The organism is Streptomyces sp. CA-106110 (assembly GCF_050936285.1).
GTDB lineage: Bacteria > Actinomycetota > Actinomycetes > Streptomycetales > Streptomycetaceae > Streptomyces.
Map to the genome: position 1 here is coordinate 4,132,767 of NZ_JBNJNB010000001.1, position 15,351 is coordinate 4,148,117.

Annotated in this window: 13 protein-coding genes and 1 pseudogene; 1 reads left to right on the plus strand and 13 read right to left on the minus strand. The window is 69.9% G+C overall.

Annotated features, from left to right (window positions below; genetic code table 11):
- Window positions 1-12: 12 nt before the first annotated feature.
- On the minus strand, window positions 13-1,245 hold the full coding sequence (locus tag ACQEXA_RS19080; protein ID WP_433130627.1) for a zinc ribbon domain-containing protein: 1,233 nt from the start codon (window positions 1,243-1,245) through the stop codon (window positions 13-15).
- Between the two features lie 593 nt (window positions 1,246-1,838).
- On the opposite strand from ACQEXA_RS19080, the pseudogene ACQEXA_RS19085 reads away from it, so the two are divergent.
- Window positions 1,839-1,955 (plus strand): annotated as a pseudogene (locus ACQEXA_RS19085) (RICIN domain-containing protein); the annotation flags it as partial.
- Window positions 1,956-2,150: 195 nt separating this feature from the next.
- On the opposite strand, the gene cimA reads toward ACQEXA_RS19085, so the two are convergent.
- From cimA to pruA, 12 genes are all read right to left on the minus strand, one after another.
- A complete protein-coding gene (gene cimA, locus ACQEXA_RS19090) occupies window positions 2,151-3,755 on the minus strand; it encodes a citramalate synthase (RefSeq protein WP_432932930.1) in 1,605 nt (534 codons plus the stop codon).
- Between the two features lie 280 nt (window positions 3,756-4,035).
- Window positions 4,036-5,337: an MFS transporter gene (locus tag ACQEXA_RS19095; RefSeq protein ID WP_433130629.1), complete on the minus strand. Its 1,302-nt coding sequence runs from the start codon at window positions 5,335-5,337 to the stop codon at window positions 4,036-4,038.
- 138 nt (window positions 5,338-5,475) lie between these two features.
- The gene (locus tag ACQEXA_RS19100; RefSeq protein WP_432932926.1) at window positions 5,476-6,087 is read right to left on the minus strand and encodes a TetR/AcrR family transcriptional regulator; all 612 of its coding nucleotides are present in this window, start codon (window positions 6,085-6,087) and stop codon (window positions 5,476-5,478) included.
- On the minus strand, window positions 6,084-6,368 hold the full coding sequence (locus ACQEXA_RS19105; RefSeq protein ID WP_433130631.1) for a hypothetical protein: 285 nt from the start codon (window positions 6,366-6,368) through the stop codon (window positions 6,084-6,086). The genes ACQEXA_RS19100 and ACQEXA_RS19105 overlap by 4 nt, the downstream gene beginning before the upstream one ends.
- A 9-nt stretch (window positions 6,369-6,377) precedes the next feature.
- Window positions 6,378-7,427, minus strand: a complete 1,050-nt coding sequence (locus tag ACQEXA_RS19110; protein ID WP_432932922.1) for an agmatine deiminase family protein — start codon at window positions 7,425-7,427, stop codon at window positions 6,378-6,380.
- An 11-nt stretch (window positions 7,428-7,438) separates the two neighbouring features.
- Window positions 7,439-9,121 carry an urease subunit alpha gene (locus ACQEXA_RS19115; RefSeq protein WP_432932920.1) on the minus strand — a complete coding sequence of 561 codons (1,683 nt, stop codon included), beginning with the start codon at window positions 9,119-9,121 and terminating at the stop codon, window positions 7,439-7,441.
- Complete coding sequence (gene ureA, locus ACQEXA_RS19120; protein ID WP_432932918.1) at window positions 9,118-9,798, minus strand: urease subunit gamma; 681 nt, start codon at window positions 9,796-9,798, stop codon at window positions 9,118-9,120. Before ureA ends, ACQEXA_RS19115 begins: the two co-directional genes overlap by 4 nt.
- Window positions 9,799-10,191: 393 nt before the next feature.
- On the minus strand, window positions 10,192-11,280 hold the full coding sequence (locus ACQEXA_RS19125) for a branched-chain amino acid aminotransferase (RefSeq protein ID WP_432932916.1): 1,089 nt from the start codon (window positions 11,278-11,280) through the stop codon (window positions 10,192-10,194).
- A 267-nt stretch (window positions 11,281-11,547) separates the two neighbouring features.
- A complete protein-coding gene (locus ACQEXA_RS19130) occupies window positions 11,548-12,591 on the minus strand; it encodes a 3-isopropylmalate dehydrogenase (RefSeq protein ID WP_359394940.1) in 1,044 nt (347 codons plus the stop codon).
- A gap of 266 nt (window positions 12,592-12,857) precedes the next feature.
- Window positions 12,858-12,989: a hypothetical protein gene (locus ACQEXA_RS19135; RefSeq protein WP_359394943.1), complete on the minus strand. Its 132-nt coding sequence runs from the start codon at window positions 12,987-12,989 to the stop codon at window positions 12,858-12,860.
- Window positions 12,990-13,233: 244 nt separating this feature from the next.
- Entirely contained in the window at window positions 13,234-13,542 is a 309-nt protein-coding gene (locus ACQEXA_RS19140) for a hypothetical protein (protein ID WP_432932913.1), read from the minus strand.
- A gap of 152 nt (window positions 13,543-13,694) precedes the next feature.
- Complete coding sequence (gene pruA / locus ACQEXA_RS19145) at window positions 13,695-15,326, minus strand: L-glutamate gamma-semialdehyde dehydrogenase (protein WP_432932911.1); 1,632 nt, start codon at window positions 15,324-15,326, stop codon at window positions 13,695-13,697.
- Window positions 15,327-15,351: the final 25 nt, after the last annotated feature.

Below are 15,351 nucleotides of genomic sequence, written 5' to 3' on the forward strand. Positions count from 1 at the left end.
TGCCTTTGCGCTTCAGGCGACGCGGGCGAGTTCCCTACCAGCACCCGGATGGGCGGTGGTGTCGTCTGAGATGACAGCACTGTCGACAGCTACACCCGCCGCAGTGGTGCCTGTGCGGGTGGCCCGGTTCTGGGCGCTACGCCGTTCTTCCCTGCACGCCGCACCCGCACGTCCGACGACGTTCTGATGGTAGGCGTGCAGTGACCGCTGGAGCGAGCTCCAGCCGGTCTGGGACCGGCGATACGTGACCTCAATGTCTAGGTCTGGGTCCGGGACGAAGGTCCCGTCGTTGACGGCAAGCGTGTGGATATTGACGCCGCCCACGGCGTCCCGGTGGCACCGGAACCCGCAACTCTCGTTCTTGCAGACGTACTCACGCCCGCGGACCTTGGTCCGCGTGTTGCACCTCGGGCACGTCTGGGAGGAGTGTGCCTCGCTGATGTGCTCGAGCCTCAGGCCGGTCTTGTACTGGAGGAAGTCTTCCTGCCGGCCGCGAGACCACTGCGACAGCTGCTGCCGCGTCGAGCGTGAGGCACGGCGCTTCTTGTTCGTGTTCTGCTCGATCCCACGCACGTCACCCGCGACCAGGCGGACGCCTACGACGGTGGCCGGCCCGGATATCTCCTGGTGGTGCTCGGTCCACGTCTCGTGGACCTCACGCGTGAACTGTTCGGCCTTCGCGCAGACCTGATGGTCGAAGTCGTGCAGACGTCGTTCGGTCTTTGCTTCGACCTGCTTCTTCGCCGCCACGAGACGCCGATGCTTCCTGGAACCGTTCTTACACCTGGACATGCGAGAGGTCAGCCGGGCGACAACCTTGTTCCGGTACCTCTTCGCGGAACGGCCCTGGCGGCCGTTGACGACCAGGACCTTCATGCCGCCGTCCGGCATGGGCGCGGCGAGCGTCATCGGGTTGATGACACCCTCGTCGATCGCCACCGTCACCATCGGCCGGCCCTCAGCCCGCCCTGGAAGGGCCTTGCTCGGTGCGGTGTAGGAGATGTGCAGGGACCACGACCTGTCGTTCCGGTCCCAACACAGGCGTATCTCGCCCCAGTCCTTCGGTGAAACCGGTTGGCCGTCGCGTGAGATTACCTCCGGCAGCGGAAGCACGACCCGTCCGCGGCCGCGCCCAAGAGACAGGGCAAGCCGGCCTTCGGGGGTGATCCGCCAGCCGAACTTCGCGGAGAACGACAGCGGCCGGTACTTCTTCTCCCGCCAGGGAGCCCGCGCCTTCAAACCCAACGCGCGATTGGCTCTTGAGGTCGCCACCGCGTCCCACAAGTCGTAAGCGATGGCTTGCGCGGTGTGCGCGTGGAAGGGACGGGCCTCGACAGGAAGCGAGGTGACGTACCGGCGAACATCCTCCTTGTTTGGAGTCTCACCCGCATCCCACCGACCACGCAGCCATGCAACGGCCTGATTCCATAGGTCCGCCGCTGCGTGGCATGCATCGTGAGCACGCACATGGTCCGCGCGGTTCAACCAGACGGGAACAATGGCTGTACGGCCGACGAGACCCGCGTCTTTTCGGGCCTTCAACGACGCGAGGCGTGCGGCAACCGCCGGCGACACAACCTTATTCTCAACCTCTACGTTCCCAGACATTGCCACACCCCCTCATCAATTCCCGCCCCCCACAGTCCCGGCATCCGTACACGGTGCAACCGACACCACGGCCTGCAGACTGCCCCTTCTGACAAGCCAGTTGAAGACTAGGGCATACGACTGACAATCAACCGTGCGGCAGCAGTGGAGCGTGGTCCGCCGCTACGCGGCTCCGGGCTGAGGATGAGCTAACCCGGGCGTAAACGCCCGGGCTTGCGCTCAAGAGGAAGGTCAATTCGGCGGCGAACAAGTGCCTCGACGTGACGGACGACTCGTCGGCGAACGGGGCCCGGGCGCAGATCTGGTCGTGCACGGGTGCGGCCAACCAGAAGTGGCGACTGCAGTAGCCGAGGGGTGACGGTGCGCGCCGCCCCTCGTGGACGGGGGCGGCGCGCATACGGCGGACGGTCCGGCGCCGTCACCTTCCTTCGGGCCGGTCTCGATCGGTCGCGGGCCGGTCAGGTCTGGGCCGGCGGCCGTGTCATGAGCCGCGGCGAGTTCGAGAAGCTGGCCGCGGACTTCTGCTGAGGCCCGCCGGGCCGCTACTCTGCCGGCTCCACACCGGCCCGCAGCAGGCCGTAGGTGTAGGCGTCCTCCAGAGCCTGCCAGGAGGCCGCGATCACGTTGTCCGCGACGCCGACCGTGGACCACTCGCCCTTGCCGTCCGAGGTGGAGATCAGCACACGGGTCGTGGACTGCGTGCCGTGCTTGCCCTCCAGGATGCGGACCTTGTAGTCGACCAGCTCGAACGCGGCGAGCTGGGGGTAGATCTTCTCCAGGGCGACCCGCAGGGCGCGGTCGAGTGCGTTGACCGGGCCGTTGCCCTCCGCCGTCGCGACGATGCGCTCGCCCTTCGCCCAGAGCTTGACCGTGCCCTCGTTGGCGTGGGTGCCGTCGGGGCGGTCCTCGACGATGGCCCGCCAGGACTCGGTGCGGAAGTAGCGCAGGGGCGCGCCCGCCACCTCCTCGCGCAGCAGCAGCTCGAACGAGGCGTCCGCCGCCTCGTACGAGTAGCCCTTGAGCTCCCGCTCCTTCACCCGCTCCACGACCCGGCCGACCAGTTCCCGGTCGCCGCCCAGGTCGACCCCCAGCTCCTTGCCCTTGAGCTCCACCGACGCGCGGCCCGCCATGTCGGAGACCAGCATGCGCATGGTGTTGCCCACGAGCTCGGGGTCGATGTGCTGATACAGGTCGGGGTCCACCTTGATCGCGGACGCGTGTAGTCCGGCCTTGTGGGCGAAGGCGGAGACACCCACATAGGGCTGGTGCGTGGACGGCGTGAGGTTGACCACCTCGGCGATCGCGTGCGAGATGCGGGTCATCTCGCGCAGCCTGCCCTCGGGCAGCACCTTCTTGCCGTACTTCAGTTCCAGGGCCGCCACCACCGGGAAGAGGTTCGCGTTGCCCACCCGCTCGCCGTAGCCGTTGGCCGTGCACTGCACATGCGTGGCGCCCGCGTCCACCGCCGCCAGGGTGTTCGCGACGGCGCACCCCGTGTCGTCCTGCGCGTGGATGCCGAGCCGGGCGCCCGTGTCCGTGAGGACCGTCGACACCACCGCCTGGACCTGGGCCGGCAGCATCCCGCCGTTGGTGTCGCAGAGGATCACCACGTCCGCGCCCGCCTCCGACGCTGCGCGGACCACTGACTTCGCGTACTCCGGGTTGGCCCGGTAGCCGTCGAAGAAGTGCTCGCAGTCGACGAAGACCCGGCGGCCCTCGGCCCGTAGATGGGAGACCGTGTCGCGGATCATCTCCAGGTTCTCGTTGAGCGTCGTGCGCAGGGCCAGTTCGACATGGCGGTCATGGGACTTCGCGACCAGGGTGATCACCTGCGCACCCGAGTCCAGCAGTGCCTTGACCTGCGGGTCCTGTGCCGCCTTGCCGCCGGCCCGGCGCGTCGCGCCGAAGGCGACGAGCTGGGCGTGCCGGAAGTCGATCTCCTCCTGGGCCCGCGCGAAGAACTCCGTGTCCCGCGGGTTGGCGCCGGGCCAGCCGCCCTCGATGAAGCCCACGCCGAAGTCGTCCAGGTGCCGTGCGATGGCCAGCTTGTCCGCGACGGTGAGGTTGATGCCCTCGCGTTGCGCACCGTCGCGCAGCGTCGTGTCGAAGACGTGGAACGAGTCGTCGAGCTCGCTGGTTTCCGTCATGGTCTCAAGGCTCCTGATTTGATCTCGGTCTACCGGAATGACCGGTTCCACCGTCCCCCCATGGTCCCTCGCGCGTGCCTCCCGGCTGAAGGTGGGCCAGGAAAACGAAAAACCTCTCGCGGGTGCGAGAGGTCTGCGCGCGGGTCGAGGACGACGGTGGCCGCCCGTACCTGGTCGTACGTAGCGGTCACTGCGGACCGGCGCGCCTGCTGCCAATAATCATGGCGAACGAGAGCACGGGGGCAGTTTGGCACAATCCGCCCTCGCGCTCACCGCCGTCTCAGGATGCGGTCGTCAACGTGGACGGCTCGGAGGTGCTCACCCGGGTCAGATCCAGGTCCCGCGTCTCCCTCATGGTGACGTAGACCACAAGGGACACCGCCGTACAGCCCGCCACGTACCAGGAGAAGCCGGACTCCGCGCCCGCGTCCTTGAACCACAGCGCCACGTATTCCGCCGTCCCTCCGAAGAGCGCGTTGGCGAGGGCGTACGGCAGGGCGACGCCCAGGGCCCGGACGCCCGTGGGGAACAGTTCCGCCTTCACACAGGCGTTGATCGAGGTGTATCCGGTGACCACGACCAGGGCGAGCAGGGACAGACCCAGCGCCGGCCAGAAGCTGCTCGCGCGCTTCAGCAGCGTCATGATCGGGACCGTCAGGAAGGTGGAGCCGACCGCGAAGGTGATCAGTAGCGGACGGCGGCCGATCCGGTCGGCGAGTCGGCCGGCCGGCGGCTGGAGGCAGGCGAAGACGATCAGCGCGGTGAAGGAGACGAGAGTCGCCGCCTCCTTGGACAGACCCGCGGAGTTGGACAGGTACTTGGTCAGGTAAGTGGTGTACGTGTAGTACGCGACCGTGCCGCCCATGGTCAGAGCGATCACCAGCAGGGCCTCGTGCCGGTGCCGCCACAGCGCGCGCAGCGAGCCGCGCTCCGCGCCGCCGGTCTCGTCGGCCTGGTAGACCTCGGTCTCCAGCATGTTCCGGCGCAGATAGAAGACGACCGCCGCGCCCAGCGCACCCACCACGAACGGGATGCGCCAGCCGTAGCTGTGCAGTGCGTCGTCGGACATCGTGCGCTGGAGGACGATCTGGAGGCCGAGACCGACGATCTGGCCCGCGGTCATCGACACGTACTGGAAGCTGGAGGCGAACCCGCGCCGCGCCGGGTCGGACGCCTCGGTGAGGTAGGTGGCGCTGGCCGCGTACTCGCCGCCCACCGACAGGCCCTGCAGCAGGCGGGCGACGAGCAGCACGAGCGCGCCGCCGTACCCCGCGACGGCGTAGGTCGGCGCGACGGCGATGAGGATCGCCGAGGCGGACATCAGCGTGACCGTGAGAGTCAGGGCGGCCTTGCGCCCTCTGCGGTCACCGACCCGGCCGAGCAGCCAGCCGCCGACCGGGCGCATGAAGAAACCGACCGCGAAGATGCCCGCCGTGTTCATCAGCTGGGCGGTGGGGTTCCCGTCCGGGAAGAAGGCCCCGGCGAAGTAGGTGGCGAAGCTCGCGTAGACGAACCAGTCGTACCACTCCACCATGTTGCCGGCCGAGCCGATCCAGATCCTCTTCCAGTGCTCTCGTCCCATGGTCCGTAACGTGCCCGTCGTTTGCGAATGCGACAAGAGCGCCCCGGGTCGTGTCCATCGCGTTCACGCCACCGGGGGGTGCCGGCCTCCGGCGGCCGATCAGGTGTCCGGATTTCCCGGCCGCCCCAGGGACTCGTCTCAGGTGTCCGGATTTCCCGGCCGCCCCAGGGACTCGTCCAGGAACTCCCGTACATGGCCGAGGGTCTGCTCCCGGTCGGTGCCGCGCAGGCCGATCGCCACGTGGATGGAGAAGCCGTCGAGCAGGGCGCGCAGCCGGGCGGCGAAGCGGTCGGCGTCGACGGGCCGGAACTCGCCGCGCGAGACGCCCTCCGCGATCAGGGCGACCAGGTCGCGGTGCCAGGCGCGCTCGATGGCGGCCTGCCGGTCGCGCGCGTCGTCGTCGGCGTTCTGCGAGCGGTTCCACACCTCCAGCCAGAGGGTCCAGTGCGGGTCCCGGTGGCCGTCCGGGACGTAGAGGTCGACGTAGGCGTCGAGGCGCTCACGGGCGGTCACCCCACGGCTGAGCAGCCGTCCGCGCTCGGCGCCGAGCCGGCCCTCGCTCCACTCGAGGGCCTGCAGCAGCAGTTCGTCCTTGGAGCGGAAGTAGTAGAGCAGATGGCCGCTGCTCATCCCGACCTCGCGCCCGAGCGCGGCCATGGTGAGCTTCTCCAGACCGCGCTCGGCGATCATCTCCATGGCGGCGGCGAGGACGTCCTCGCGGGGCGGGGCGGACTGCCGGCTGCGGGTCATCCGGTCGCCTCCACGTCCTGCACCGCGTGCACGCGGACGGCGTCGGGGACGAGCCGGGTCTCGTGCCCGCCCAAGCAGCCGGAGGCCGCGACTACGGCCTCTGCCCCGCAGGAACAGACGCCGGTGACTCCATGATCGGAGCCGGCGGCGCGGCAGCCGCCGAGGCGGGAGACGTCGAGGTCGTCGATCCCCGGCCGTTCGGGGCGCCCCGGCATCTCGTCGGGCCGGCGAACCGGCGCGGTCAGCCGTCTTCCGCGGGTGGCGCGGAGCATCACATTCACCGGAACGTTCTACCCGAGGGCCGTCTTCGGCTGCTGCTGGGTGATGCAGTGGATGCCGCCCCCGGCCGCGAAGATCGTCCGGGCGTCGACGAGCGTCACCGTCCGCTCGGGGAACAGCCGGCGGAAGATCCCGGCGGCGATCTCGTCCCGAGGGTCGTCGAAGCCGCACAGCACCACTCCGCCGTTGCAGAGGTAGTGGTTGATGTAGGAGTAGTCGCTCCAGTGGCCGTCGGCCTCCAGGACGGTGGGGGCGGGGACCTCGACGACCTCCAGACGGCGGCCCCGGGCGTCGGTGGCGGACCTCAGGATCCCGATCACCTCTTTCGTCACCTCGTGGTCGGGGTGCGCCGGGTCCGGCTGGTGGTGGGCGACGACCACGCCGGGGCGGGCGAACGCGGCGACGATGTCGACATGGCCGAGGGTGCCGAAGCCGTGCGGAGGGTAGTCGGCGGTCAGGCCGCGTGGCAGCCAGATCGCCTTGCGGGTGCCGAGATGGGTGTGGATCTCCGCCTCCACCTGTTCCTTCGTCCAGTGCGGGTTGCGTTCGGGGCCGAGCTGGACCGTCTCGGTGAGCAGGACCGTCCCCTCGCCGTCGACGTGGATCGCGCCGCCCTCGTTGACCAGCTTCGAGGCGTACGTCCGGGCGCCCGCGAGGTCCGACACATACGCGGCGATCTTGGCGTCGTGCTCCCAGCGGGCCCAGCTCTGGGCGCCCCAGCCGTTGAACGTCCAGTCCACCGCGGCCAGTCCGCCCTTCCCGTCGGTGAGGAAGGTCGGGCCGATGTCACGCATCCAGGCGTCGTCGAGGTCGCGTTCGACGGTGTCGATCCCCGGGCTGAGGAGGGTACGGGCCTGGGCCGAGCGGCCCGGACCGCAGACCACGGTGACCGGCTCGAAGCGGCCTACGGCGCGGGCCACCGCCGCCCAGGCGCTCTCGGATGCCGCCAGGTCCTCGGGGTCGTCGAAGGTCGGGTTGGGGCCCGGCCACGCCATCCAGGTGCGCTCGTGCGGGGTCCACTCGGCGGGCATGCGGAAGCCGTCGGAGGCGGGGGTGGTCATGTCTGACGTCCTCACAGGAAGTACAGGCGGTTGAGGGAGACGGACTCGGCGGGCTCGGAGTGCAGGGGATCGCCGTCGAGGGTCACCAGGCCGGAGCGCTGGTCGACGTCGACCGTTCCGGTACGGGCGTTGAGGCGCAGGTCGGCGGGGCCGATCCCGCGGGTGCCCCGGACGGCGACCCGCCGCCTTCGGGTCGGCATCCGGTCGCCCTCCTGCTCGGCGGCCGCCCGGGCGACGAAGGCCACGGAGAGGTCGGCGGGGGTCGCTCCGTGCGCCCCGAACTGGGGTCCCAGCACGAGGGGTTCGCAGGTGTCGGTGGCCGCGTTGGGGTCGCCGACCACTCCGTACGCCGGGAAGCCGGCCTTCAGCACGAGCTGCGGTTTGGCCCCGAAGTATTCCGGTCGCCACAGCACGATGTCGGCCAGCTTGCCCACCTCGATCGAGCCCACCTCGTGCGAAAGGCCGTGCGCGATCGCGGGGTTGATCGTCAGCTTCGCGATGTAGCGCAGCACGCGGGCGTTGTCGTCGTCCGGGCCGTCGCCCTCCAGGGGACCCAGCTCGGCCTTCATCTTCCCGGCCATGGCGAAGGTGCGGCGCACGGTCTCGCCGGCGCGGCCCATGCCCTGCGCGTCGGACGAGGTGATGCCGATCGCACCCAGGTCGTGCAGCACGTCCTCCGCGCCCATGGTTCCGGCACGGATGCGGTCGCGGGCCATGGCCGCGTCGCCGGGCAGGTCGGTCTTGAGGTCGTGGACGGAGACGATCATGCCGTAGTGCTCGGCGACGGCGTCCCGCCCGAAGGGCAGCGTCGGGTTGGTCGAGGAGCCGATGACGTTCGCGACACCCGCCATCTTCAGGACGTTGGGCACATGACCGCCGCCGCAGCCCTCTATGTGGAAGGCGTGGATGGTCCGCCCCTCGAGGACCTTGAGCGTGTCCTCGACGGACAGGCATTCGTTGAGGCCGTCGCTGTGCAGGGCGACCTGGACGTCGTGTTCCTCGGCCACGCGCAGCGCGGTGTCCAGGGCGCGGGTGTGGGCGCCCATGTCCTCGTGCACCTTGAAACCGCAGGCGCCGCCCTCGGCCAGCGCCTCGGTCAGGGGCGCGGGGTCGGACGACGAGCCCCGGCCGAGGAAGCCGATGTTGACCGGCCAGGCGTCGAAGGCGTTGAACGCGTGCCGCAGTGCCCACGGCGAGTTGACGCCGACGCCCCACACCGGGCCGAACTCCTGCCCGATGATCGTGGTCACGCCTGAGGCCAACGAGGCCTCCATGATGCGCGGCGACAGCAGGTGGACGTGCGTGTCGATGGCCCCGGCGGTGGCGATCAGCCCCTCGCCGGAGACGATCGAGGTACCCGTGCCGACCACGACGTCGACCCCGTCGAGAGTGTCGGGATTCCCGGCCCGCCCGATCGCATGGATCCGGCCCTCCCGGATGCCTATGGAGACCTTCCGGATCCCCTGCGCCGCGTCGATCACCAGCACGTTGCTGATGACGATGTCACAGGTGTCGCGTACGGCCGTGGCCTTGAGGTGCAGCCCGTCGCGGGCGGTCTTGCCGAAGCCGGCGAGGAACTCGTCGCCGTACTTCTGCGCGTCGGACTCGACGCGGACCACCAGACCGGAGTCGCCGAGACGGACACGGTCGCCGGCCCGGGGGCCGTGGGTGGCCGCGTAGGCGTAGGGGTTCATCGGCCGGCTCCCAGATATCCGCAGGCGGCGGCCCGTCGCAGGGCCTCTTCCTTCGCTCCGGGCGCGTCCAGCGGGCCGTCGACGAGACCCGCGAAACCGATCGCGACCCGGCCGCCGCCGATCGGCACGAGCCCGACCTCGACGGTCTCCCCCGGCCCGAACCGGACGGACGACCCGGCGGGCACGGCGAGCCGCATGCCGTAGGCGTCGGCACGGGCGAAGTCGAGCCGCGGGTTGGCCTCGAAGAAGTGGAAGTGGGAGGTGACGGAGACCGGGACCGTGGCGGTGTTGGTCACGGGCATCCGCACGACTGCCTCCGGCTCGGCGTGCACGGGCCCGGGGAGCAGCGCTCCGGGGGCCTGTTCCCCAAGCCCTTGTCCGATGGGGTCGGAGACCACGGCGAGCCGTGACCCGTCGTCGAAGACCGCCTCGACGTGCACCTCGGTGACGATGTCCGCGACGCCCGGCAGCACATCGTCCGGACCGAGTACGGACCGCGCCGCCTCGATGGCCTCGGCGAGCCGCTTCCCGTCCCGGGCGGCCTCGCAGACGGTGTCGGCGATCAGCGCGGTGGCCTCCGGCACGTTCAGCCTCAGACCCCGGGTCCGCCGCGCACGAGCGAGTTCGGCGGCCCCGAACAGCAGCAGCCGGTCACGTTCCGTGGGGGTGAGTCTCACGCGTCGGCACCTCCTTGCTTCCCAGATTTTAGAGCGCTGCTCTAAACGCGTCCTCACTCTAAACGCTGGTATCAGGGAACGGAACTGCTGCGATGGCCGACACGGATCACACAGCTTTGAGCAGTGCTCTAAGTCACGCGCAGCCGGGGGTCACCGTGTTCGTCCTGCGACATCACCGGACGGCGCACGGTGCGGGCAAGGCCGGAGACGCGGGGGGGGTCATGGCGGACGTGGCGAACAGCAGCAGAGGACTAAATGCGGCGAGCAGCGCGAGCACCGTGAGGCTCTGCGGCCGACGCGGCGCGTGTGACGCGGTGAGGCCGTTACGCCTCGAACGAACCGCCGGGCCGCCCAGACGCAATGTAATGGGCGGCCCGGCGGTTCTTTAGACGCTCAGCCCAGCTGGTGCATCCAGCCGTGTGTGTCCTCGCGGGTGCCGCGCTGGAGGTCCAGCAGGGCATCGCGGAGGGCGAGGGTGACCTTGCCCGGCTCGCCGTCCTGCTGCTTCCATTCGGCACTCGCGCGCTTGACCGTACCCACCGGGGTGATCACCGCCGCGGTGCCGCAGGCGAAGACCTCGGTGAGGGTGCCGTTCTCGGAGTCGGCCTGCCACTGGTCGATGGAGACGCGGCCCTCCTCGGCCTCGTAGCCGAGGTCCCGGGCGACGGTGAGAAGGGAGTCGCGGGTGACACCCTCGAGGATCGAGCCGGTCAGCGAGGGGGTGACGATCCTGTCCCCGTACACGAAGTACAGGTTCATGCCGCCGAGCTCCTCGACCCACTTGTGCTCCACGGCGTCGAGGTAGCAGACCTGGTCGCAGCCCTTGGCCGCGGCCTCGGCCTGGGCGAGCAGGGAGGCCGCGTAGTTGCCGCCCGTCTTGGCGTCACCCATGCCGCCGGGGACGGCGCGGACCCGGTCCTCGGAGACCCAGATGGAGACCGGCTTGACGCCGCCGGCGAAGTAGGCGCCGGCCGGGGAGGCGATCACGAGGAACAGGTACTCGTTGGCGGGCTTCACGCCCAGCCCGACCTCGGTGGCGATCATGAACGGGCGCAGGTAGAGCGACTCCTCGCCGCCGTGCGCGGGCACCCACGCCTTGTCCTGCTGGACGAGCGCGTCGCAGGCCCCGATGAACGTCTCGACCGGCAGCTCGGGCATGGCCAGGCGCCGGGCGGAGCGCTGGAAGCGCCGGGCGTTCATCTCCGGGCGGAAGGTGGCCACCGAGCCGTCGGGCCGGCGGTACGCCTTGAGGCCCTCGAAGATCTCCTGCGCGTAGTGCAGGACGTTGGTGGCGGGGTCGAGGGAGATCGGGGCGTACGGGACGAGCTGACCGTCGTGCCAGCCCCGACCCTCGGTCCACTTGATCGTCACCATGTGGTCGGTGAAGTGGCGGCCGAACCCGGGGTTGGCCAGCATCGCCTCCCGCTCCGCGTCGGAGAGCGGACTGGCGGAGGGCTTGAGCTCGATCGTGGGCGTCGTCATGTGTGGTTGTCCTTCACCGGTTGTGTTGACGGGCCGCGCTCACGCCCGTCCCGCCGTTGGCGGTCGTAGGACGTCCGAGCATTCCCTCATTCCGCGGCTCCTGGTTCGATTATCGCAAGCGAAGAGTCGCCGCCGAAACGGTGTGAATGCGGCCCAAGGGGTAGCCCATGGGTGCGTCGATGGTGACACCCGGCGACGGCATGGGAAAGCCGCCGGGCGCAAAGGCGACCCGACGGCCTTTCTCAGAGGTGTGAGAAGCGCGGCGGGTCAGCCGGCTACTCGTACGGCGAGCGCGTCGCCGATCTCGTCGGTGCTGCGGGCGGGCCGGCCCGCGCGCTCCGCGAGGTCGGCGGAGACGGCCTCCTCGATGCGGGCCGCCTCGGACTCGTAGCCGAGGTGACGCAGCAGGAGGGCGACCGACAGGACGGTGGCAGACGGGTCTGCCTTGCCCTGGCCCGCGATGTCGGGCGCCGAGCCGTGCACGGGCTCGAACATCGACGGGAACTCGCCGGACGGGTTGATGTTGCCGGAGGCGGCGACTCCGATACCGCCGGAGATGGCGGCGGCCAGGTCGGTGATGATGTCGCCGAAGAGATTGTCGGTGACGATCACGTCGAAGCGCTCGGGCTGCGTGACGAGGTAGATCGTCGCCGCGTCCACGTGCATGTACTCGGTGGTGACCTCGGGGAACTCCTCACCCACCCGGGTGAAGATGTCCGTCCACAGATGACCGGCGTGCACCAGCACGTTGTTCTTGTGGACGAGGGCCAGCTTCTTGCGGGGGCGGGCCTGCGCGCGGGCGTAGGCGTCGCGCACGACGCGCTCGATACCGAAGGCGGTGTTCAGCGAGACCTCGGTGGCGACCGCGTGCGGGGTGCCGGTGCGGATCGTGCCGCCGTTGCCCGTGTACGGGCCCTCGGTGCCCTCGCGGACCACGACGAAGTCGATCTCGGGCTGGCCCGCGAGCGGCGTGGCGACACCCGGGAGCAGCTTGGAGGGCCGCAGGTTGACGTGGTGGTCGAAGGCGAAGCGGAGCTTGAGCAGGAAGCCGCGCTCCAGGACCCCGGACGGCACCGACGGGTCGCCGATCGCGCCGAGCAGGATCGCGTCGTGCTGCTTGAGCTGCTCCAGGTCGGCGTCGGTGAGGGTCTCACCGGTGGCGTGGTAGCGCCGGGCGCCGAAGTCGTACTCCTTGGTCTCCAGCTTCACATCCTGCGGAAGGACGGCGGAGAGGACTCTCAGCCCTTGGGCCACGACCTCCTGGCCGATACCGTCACCGGGAATCACTGCGAGATTGATGCTGCGAGACATGACGGCACCGTACTCCTTGTCCCATGGAATGACACGGAGCGTCCGGGATACGGACACGGTACCGGCCACTCGCGGCTCACTGCTCCTGGTGCCGGCACCCGCGCGCGGTGTGACGTGCGGATGCGGAGCGAACACCTCGAGGTGCGGCGCGACACATGACGCGGAGCGCCCGGCCGCGCCGCACCTCGTGCGGGTGCGGCTCCCGGCAGGTGGGTGATCTCCCGGCCCGACCGGGGATCAGCGGTCCTCGGGGTGAGGGCCGCGACTCAGTGGCCGGTCTCGCCGCCGTTGTCCCGGCGGTCGAGCGCACGCTGAAGCGCGGCGGCGGCCTTCTTGCGGTCGGACTCGCTCGTACGGGAAAGGTGACGGACTCGGCGGCGGGCGGTCGTCTCGGCCATGGGAAATCGACTCCTTCGACATCCGGGAGTGCGGAAAGGGGTAACGAGACGCCGGAGGGGCGGGGAGCGGTGCCGCAGGGGTTGCCTGCACGGGGCCCGGCTCACGACCGCCATTCGCTTGATCGAGCGAGACGTTCGGCTCCTACAAAGCTAAGCGAGGAGCGCGCGCCTGTCTCCACAATTACTCGGACTTCCTACTATCTGAGACGCCACTCGGGTCACACGCCCCTGACCTGCACGTCTGTCAGCCACCCGGATGCCGGTCCCCTGCCTGGCCCAGCCTCCGTCCGGCGACGGACGTCAGAGCACGTGGCCGTCCCGCCGGTCGAAGACCAGCTTGTGCTCCCGGTCGAGTGCGCCCCGCGGCCGCGGGGCGCACGAAGGTGCAGCCCTCCTCGCTGCGCAGCCGCACCACGCCGCGGGGGCCGAGGCCGCAGAGGCGGCCGGCCCAGAGCGGCCGGCCCTGGGCCGCGTACAAGCCGGTGCCCTCGCCCCTCGTGGAGAGCCCCCCGAGGTCGTAGGCGGCGTCGATGATCCGCTCGGGCCCGGCCATGACGGCTCCGACGGGGCCCCGGAGGCGAGGTCCGCGGTGTGGGCCGTGCGGGATCGGGTGGCCACTGGACCAGGATGACCGTTCGCGCCATGAGAACCGCCCCCGTCCCGGGTTCTTCGCAACCGGGGCGGGGGCGGTGATCAGTGGGGCAATCAGCCCATGTGCGGGTAGGTGTAGTCGGTCGGCGGGACCAACGCCTCCTTGATGGCGCGGGTCAGGGTCCAGCGCAGCAGGTTCTGCGGGGCGCCGGCCTTGTCGTTGGTGCCGGAGGCGCGGCCGCCGCCGAAGGGCTGCTGGCCGACGACGGCGCCGGTCGACTTGTCGTTGATGTAGAAGTTGCCGGCCGCGTAGCGCAGCTTCTCCATCGTGTACGCAGCCGCGGCACGGTCGTTGGCGACGACCGAACCCGTCAGCGCGTAGTCGGAGACCGACTCCATCTGGGCGAGCATCTCGTCGTACTTCTCGTCCTCGTAGACGTGCACGGCGAGGACCGGGCCGAAGTACTCGGTGCGGAAGACCTCGTTCTCCGGGTCGGTGCACTCGATGACGGTCGGGCGCACGAAGTAGCCGACCGAGTCGTCGTAGCTGCCGCCCGCGACGATCGTGCAGGTCGGGTCTTCCTTCGCCCGGTCGATGGCGGCCTTGTTCTTGGCGAACGCACGCTCGTCGATCACGGCGCCGATGAAGTTCGACAGGTCGGTGACGTCACCCATGGTCAGGTGGTCGACCTCGGCCGCGAACTCCTCCTTGAAGCCGGAGTTCCAGATGGACGCCGGAACGTACGCGCGGGAGGTCGCCGAGCACTTCTGGCCCTGGTACTCGAAGGAACCGCGGGTCAGCGCCGTCTTCAGGACCGCGCGGTCGGCGCTCGGGTGCGCGACCAGGAAGTCCTTGCCGCCGGTCTCGCCGACCAGACGCGGGTACGAACGGTACTTCTCGATGTTGTTGCCGATCGTCTTCCACAGGTACTGGAAGGTCTTGGTCGAGCCGGTGAAGTGGATGCCCGCCAGGTCCCGGTGCTCGAGCGCGACCTCGGAGACCGCGATGCCGTCGCCGGTGACGAGGTTGATGACGCCCTTGGGCAGACCCGCCTCCTCCAGCAGCTGCATCAGCAGCACGGCGGCGTGGGTCTGGGTCGGGGACGGCTTCCAGACCACGACGTTGCCCATGAGCGCGGGCGCGGTGGGCAGGTTGCCCGCGATCGCCGAGAAGTTGAACGGCGTAATCGCGTAGACGAAGCCCTCCAGCGGGCGGTGGTCGAGACGGTTCCACACGCCCGGGGAGTTGGCCGGGGGCTGCTCGGCCAGGATCTGGCGGGCGTAGTGGACGTTGAAGCGCCAGAAGTCGACCAGCTCGCACGGGCTGTCGATCTCGGCCTGCTGGGCGGTCTTGGACTGGCCGAGCATGGTGGAGGCGGCGATGGTCTCGCGCCAGGGGCCGGCGAGCAGCTCGGCGGCACGCAGGATGATCGCCGCGCGGTCGTCGAAGGCCATCGCGCGCCAGGCGGGCGCGGCGGCCAGGGCCGCGTCGATGGCGTCCTTGGCGTCCTGCTGGGTGGCGTTGCGGAGCGTGCCGAGGACCGCCTTGTGGTTGTGCGGCTGCACGACCTGGAACGGCTCGCCGCCGCCCATCCGCTTCTCGCCGCCGATCGTCATCGGCAGGTCGACCGGGTTCTCGGCCAGCTCCTTGAGCTTGGCCTCCAGCCGGGCGCGCTCGGGAGAGCCGGGGGCGTAGCCGTGCACCGGCTCGTTGACGGGGGTGGGGACCTGGGTCACAGCGTCCATGGGTTCCGTAACTCCTTGACGTGAG

Coding starts and splice junctions, on each gene's coding strand:
- cimA (WP_432932930.1), bottom strand. CDS start 3,755: ATGACGGAAACCAGCGAGCTCGACGACTCGTTCCACGTCTTCGACACG.
- ACQEXA_RS19130 (WP_359394940.1), bottom strand. CDS start 12,591: ATGTCTCGCAGCATCAATCTCGCAGTGATTCCCGGTGACGGTATCGGC.
- ACQEXA_RS19125 (WP_432932916.1), bottom strand. CDS start 11,280: ATGACGACGCCCACGATCGAGCTCAAGCCCTCCGCCAGTCCGCTCTCC.
- ACQEXA_RS19095 (WP_433130629.1), bottom strand. CDS start 5,337: ATGGGACGAGAGCACTGGAAGAGGATCTGGATCGGCTCGGCCGGCAAC.
- ACQEXA_RS19140 (WP_432932913.1), bottom strand. CDS start 13,542: ATGGCCGGGCCCGAGCGGATCATCGACGCCGCCTACGACCTCGGGGGG.
- pruA (WP_432932911.1), bottom strand. CDS start 15,326: ATGGACGCTGTGACCCAGGTCCCCACCCCCGTCAACGAGCCGGTGCAC.
- ACQEXA_RS19135 (WP_359394943.1), bottom strand. CDS start 12,989: ATGGCCGAGACGACCGCCCGCCGCCGAGTCCGTCACCTTTCCCGTACG.
- ACQEXA_RS19110 (WP_432932922.1), bottom strand. CDS start 7,427: ATGACCACCCCCGCCTCCGACGGCTTCCGCATGCCCGCCGAGTGGACC.
- ACQEXA_RS19115 (WP_432932920.1), bottom strand. CDS start 9,121: ATGAACCCCTACGCCTACGCGGCCACCCACGGCCCCCGGGCCGGCGAC.
- ACQEXA_RS19100 (WP_432932926.1), bottom strand. CDS start 6,087: ATGACCCGCAGCCGGCAGTCCGCCCCGCCCCGCGAGGACGTCCTCGCC.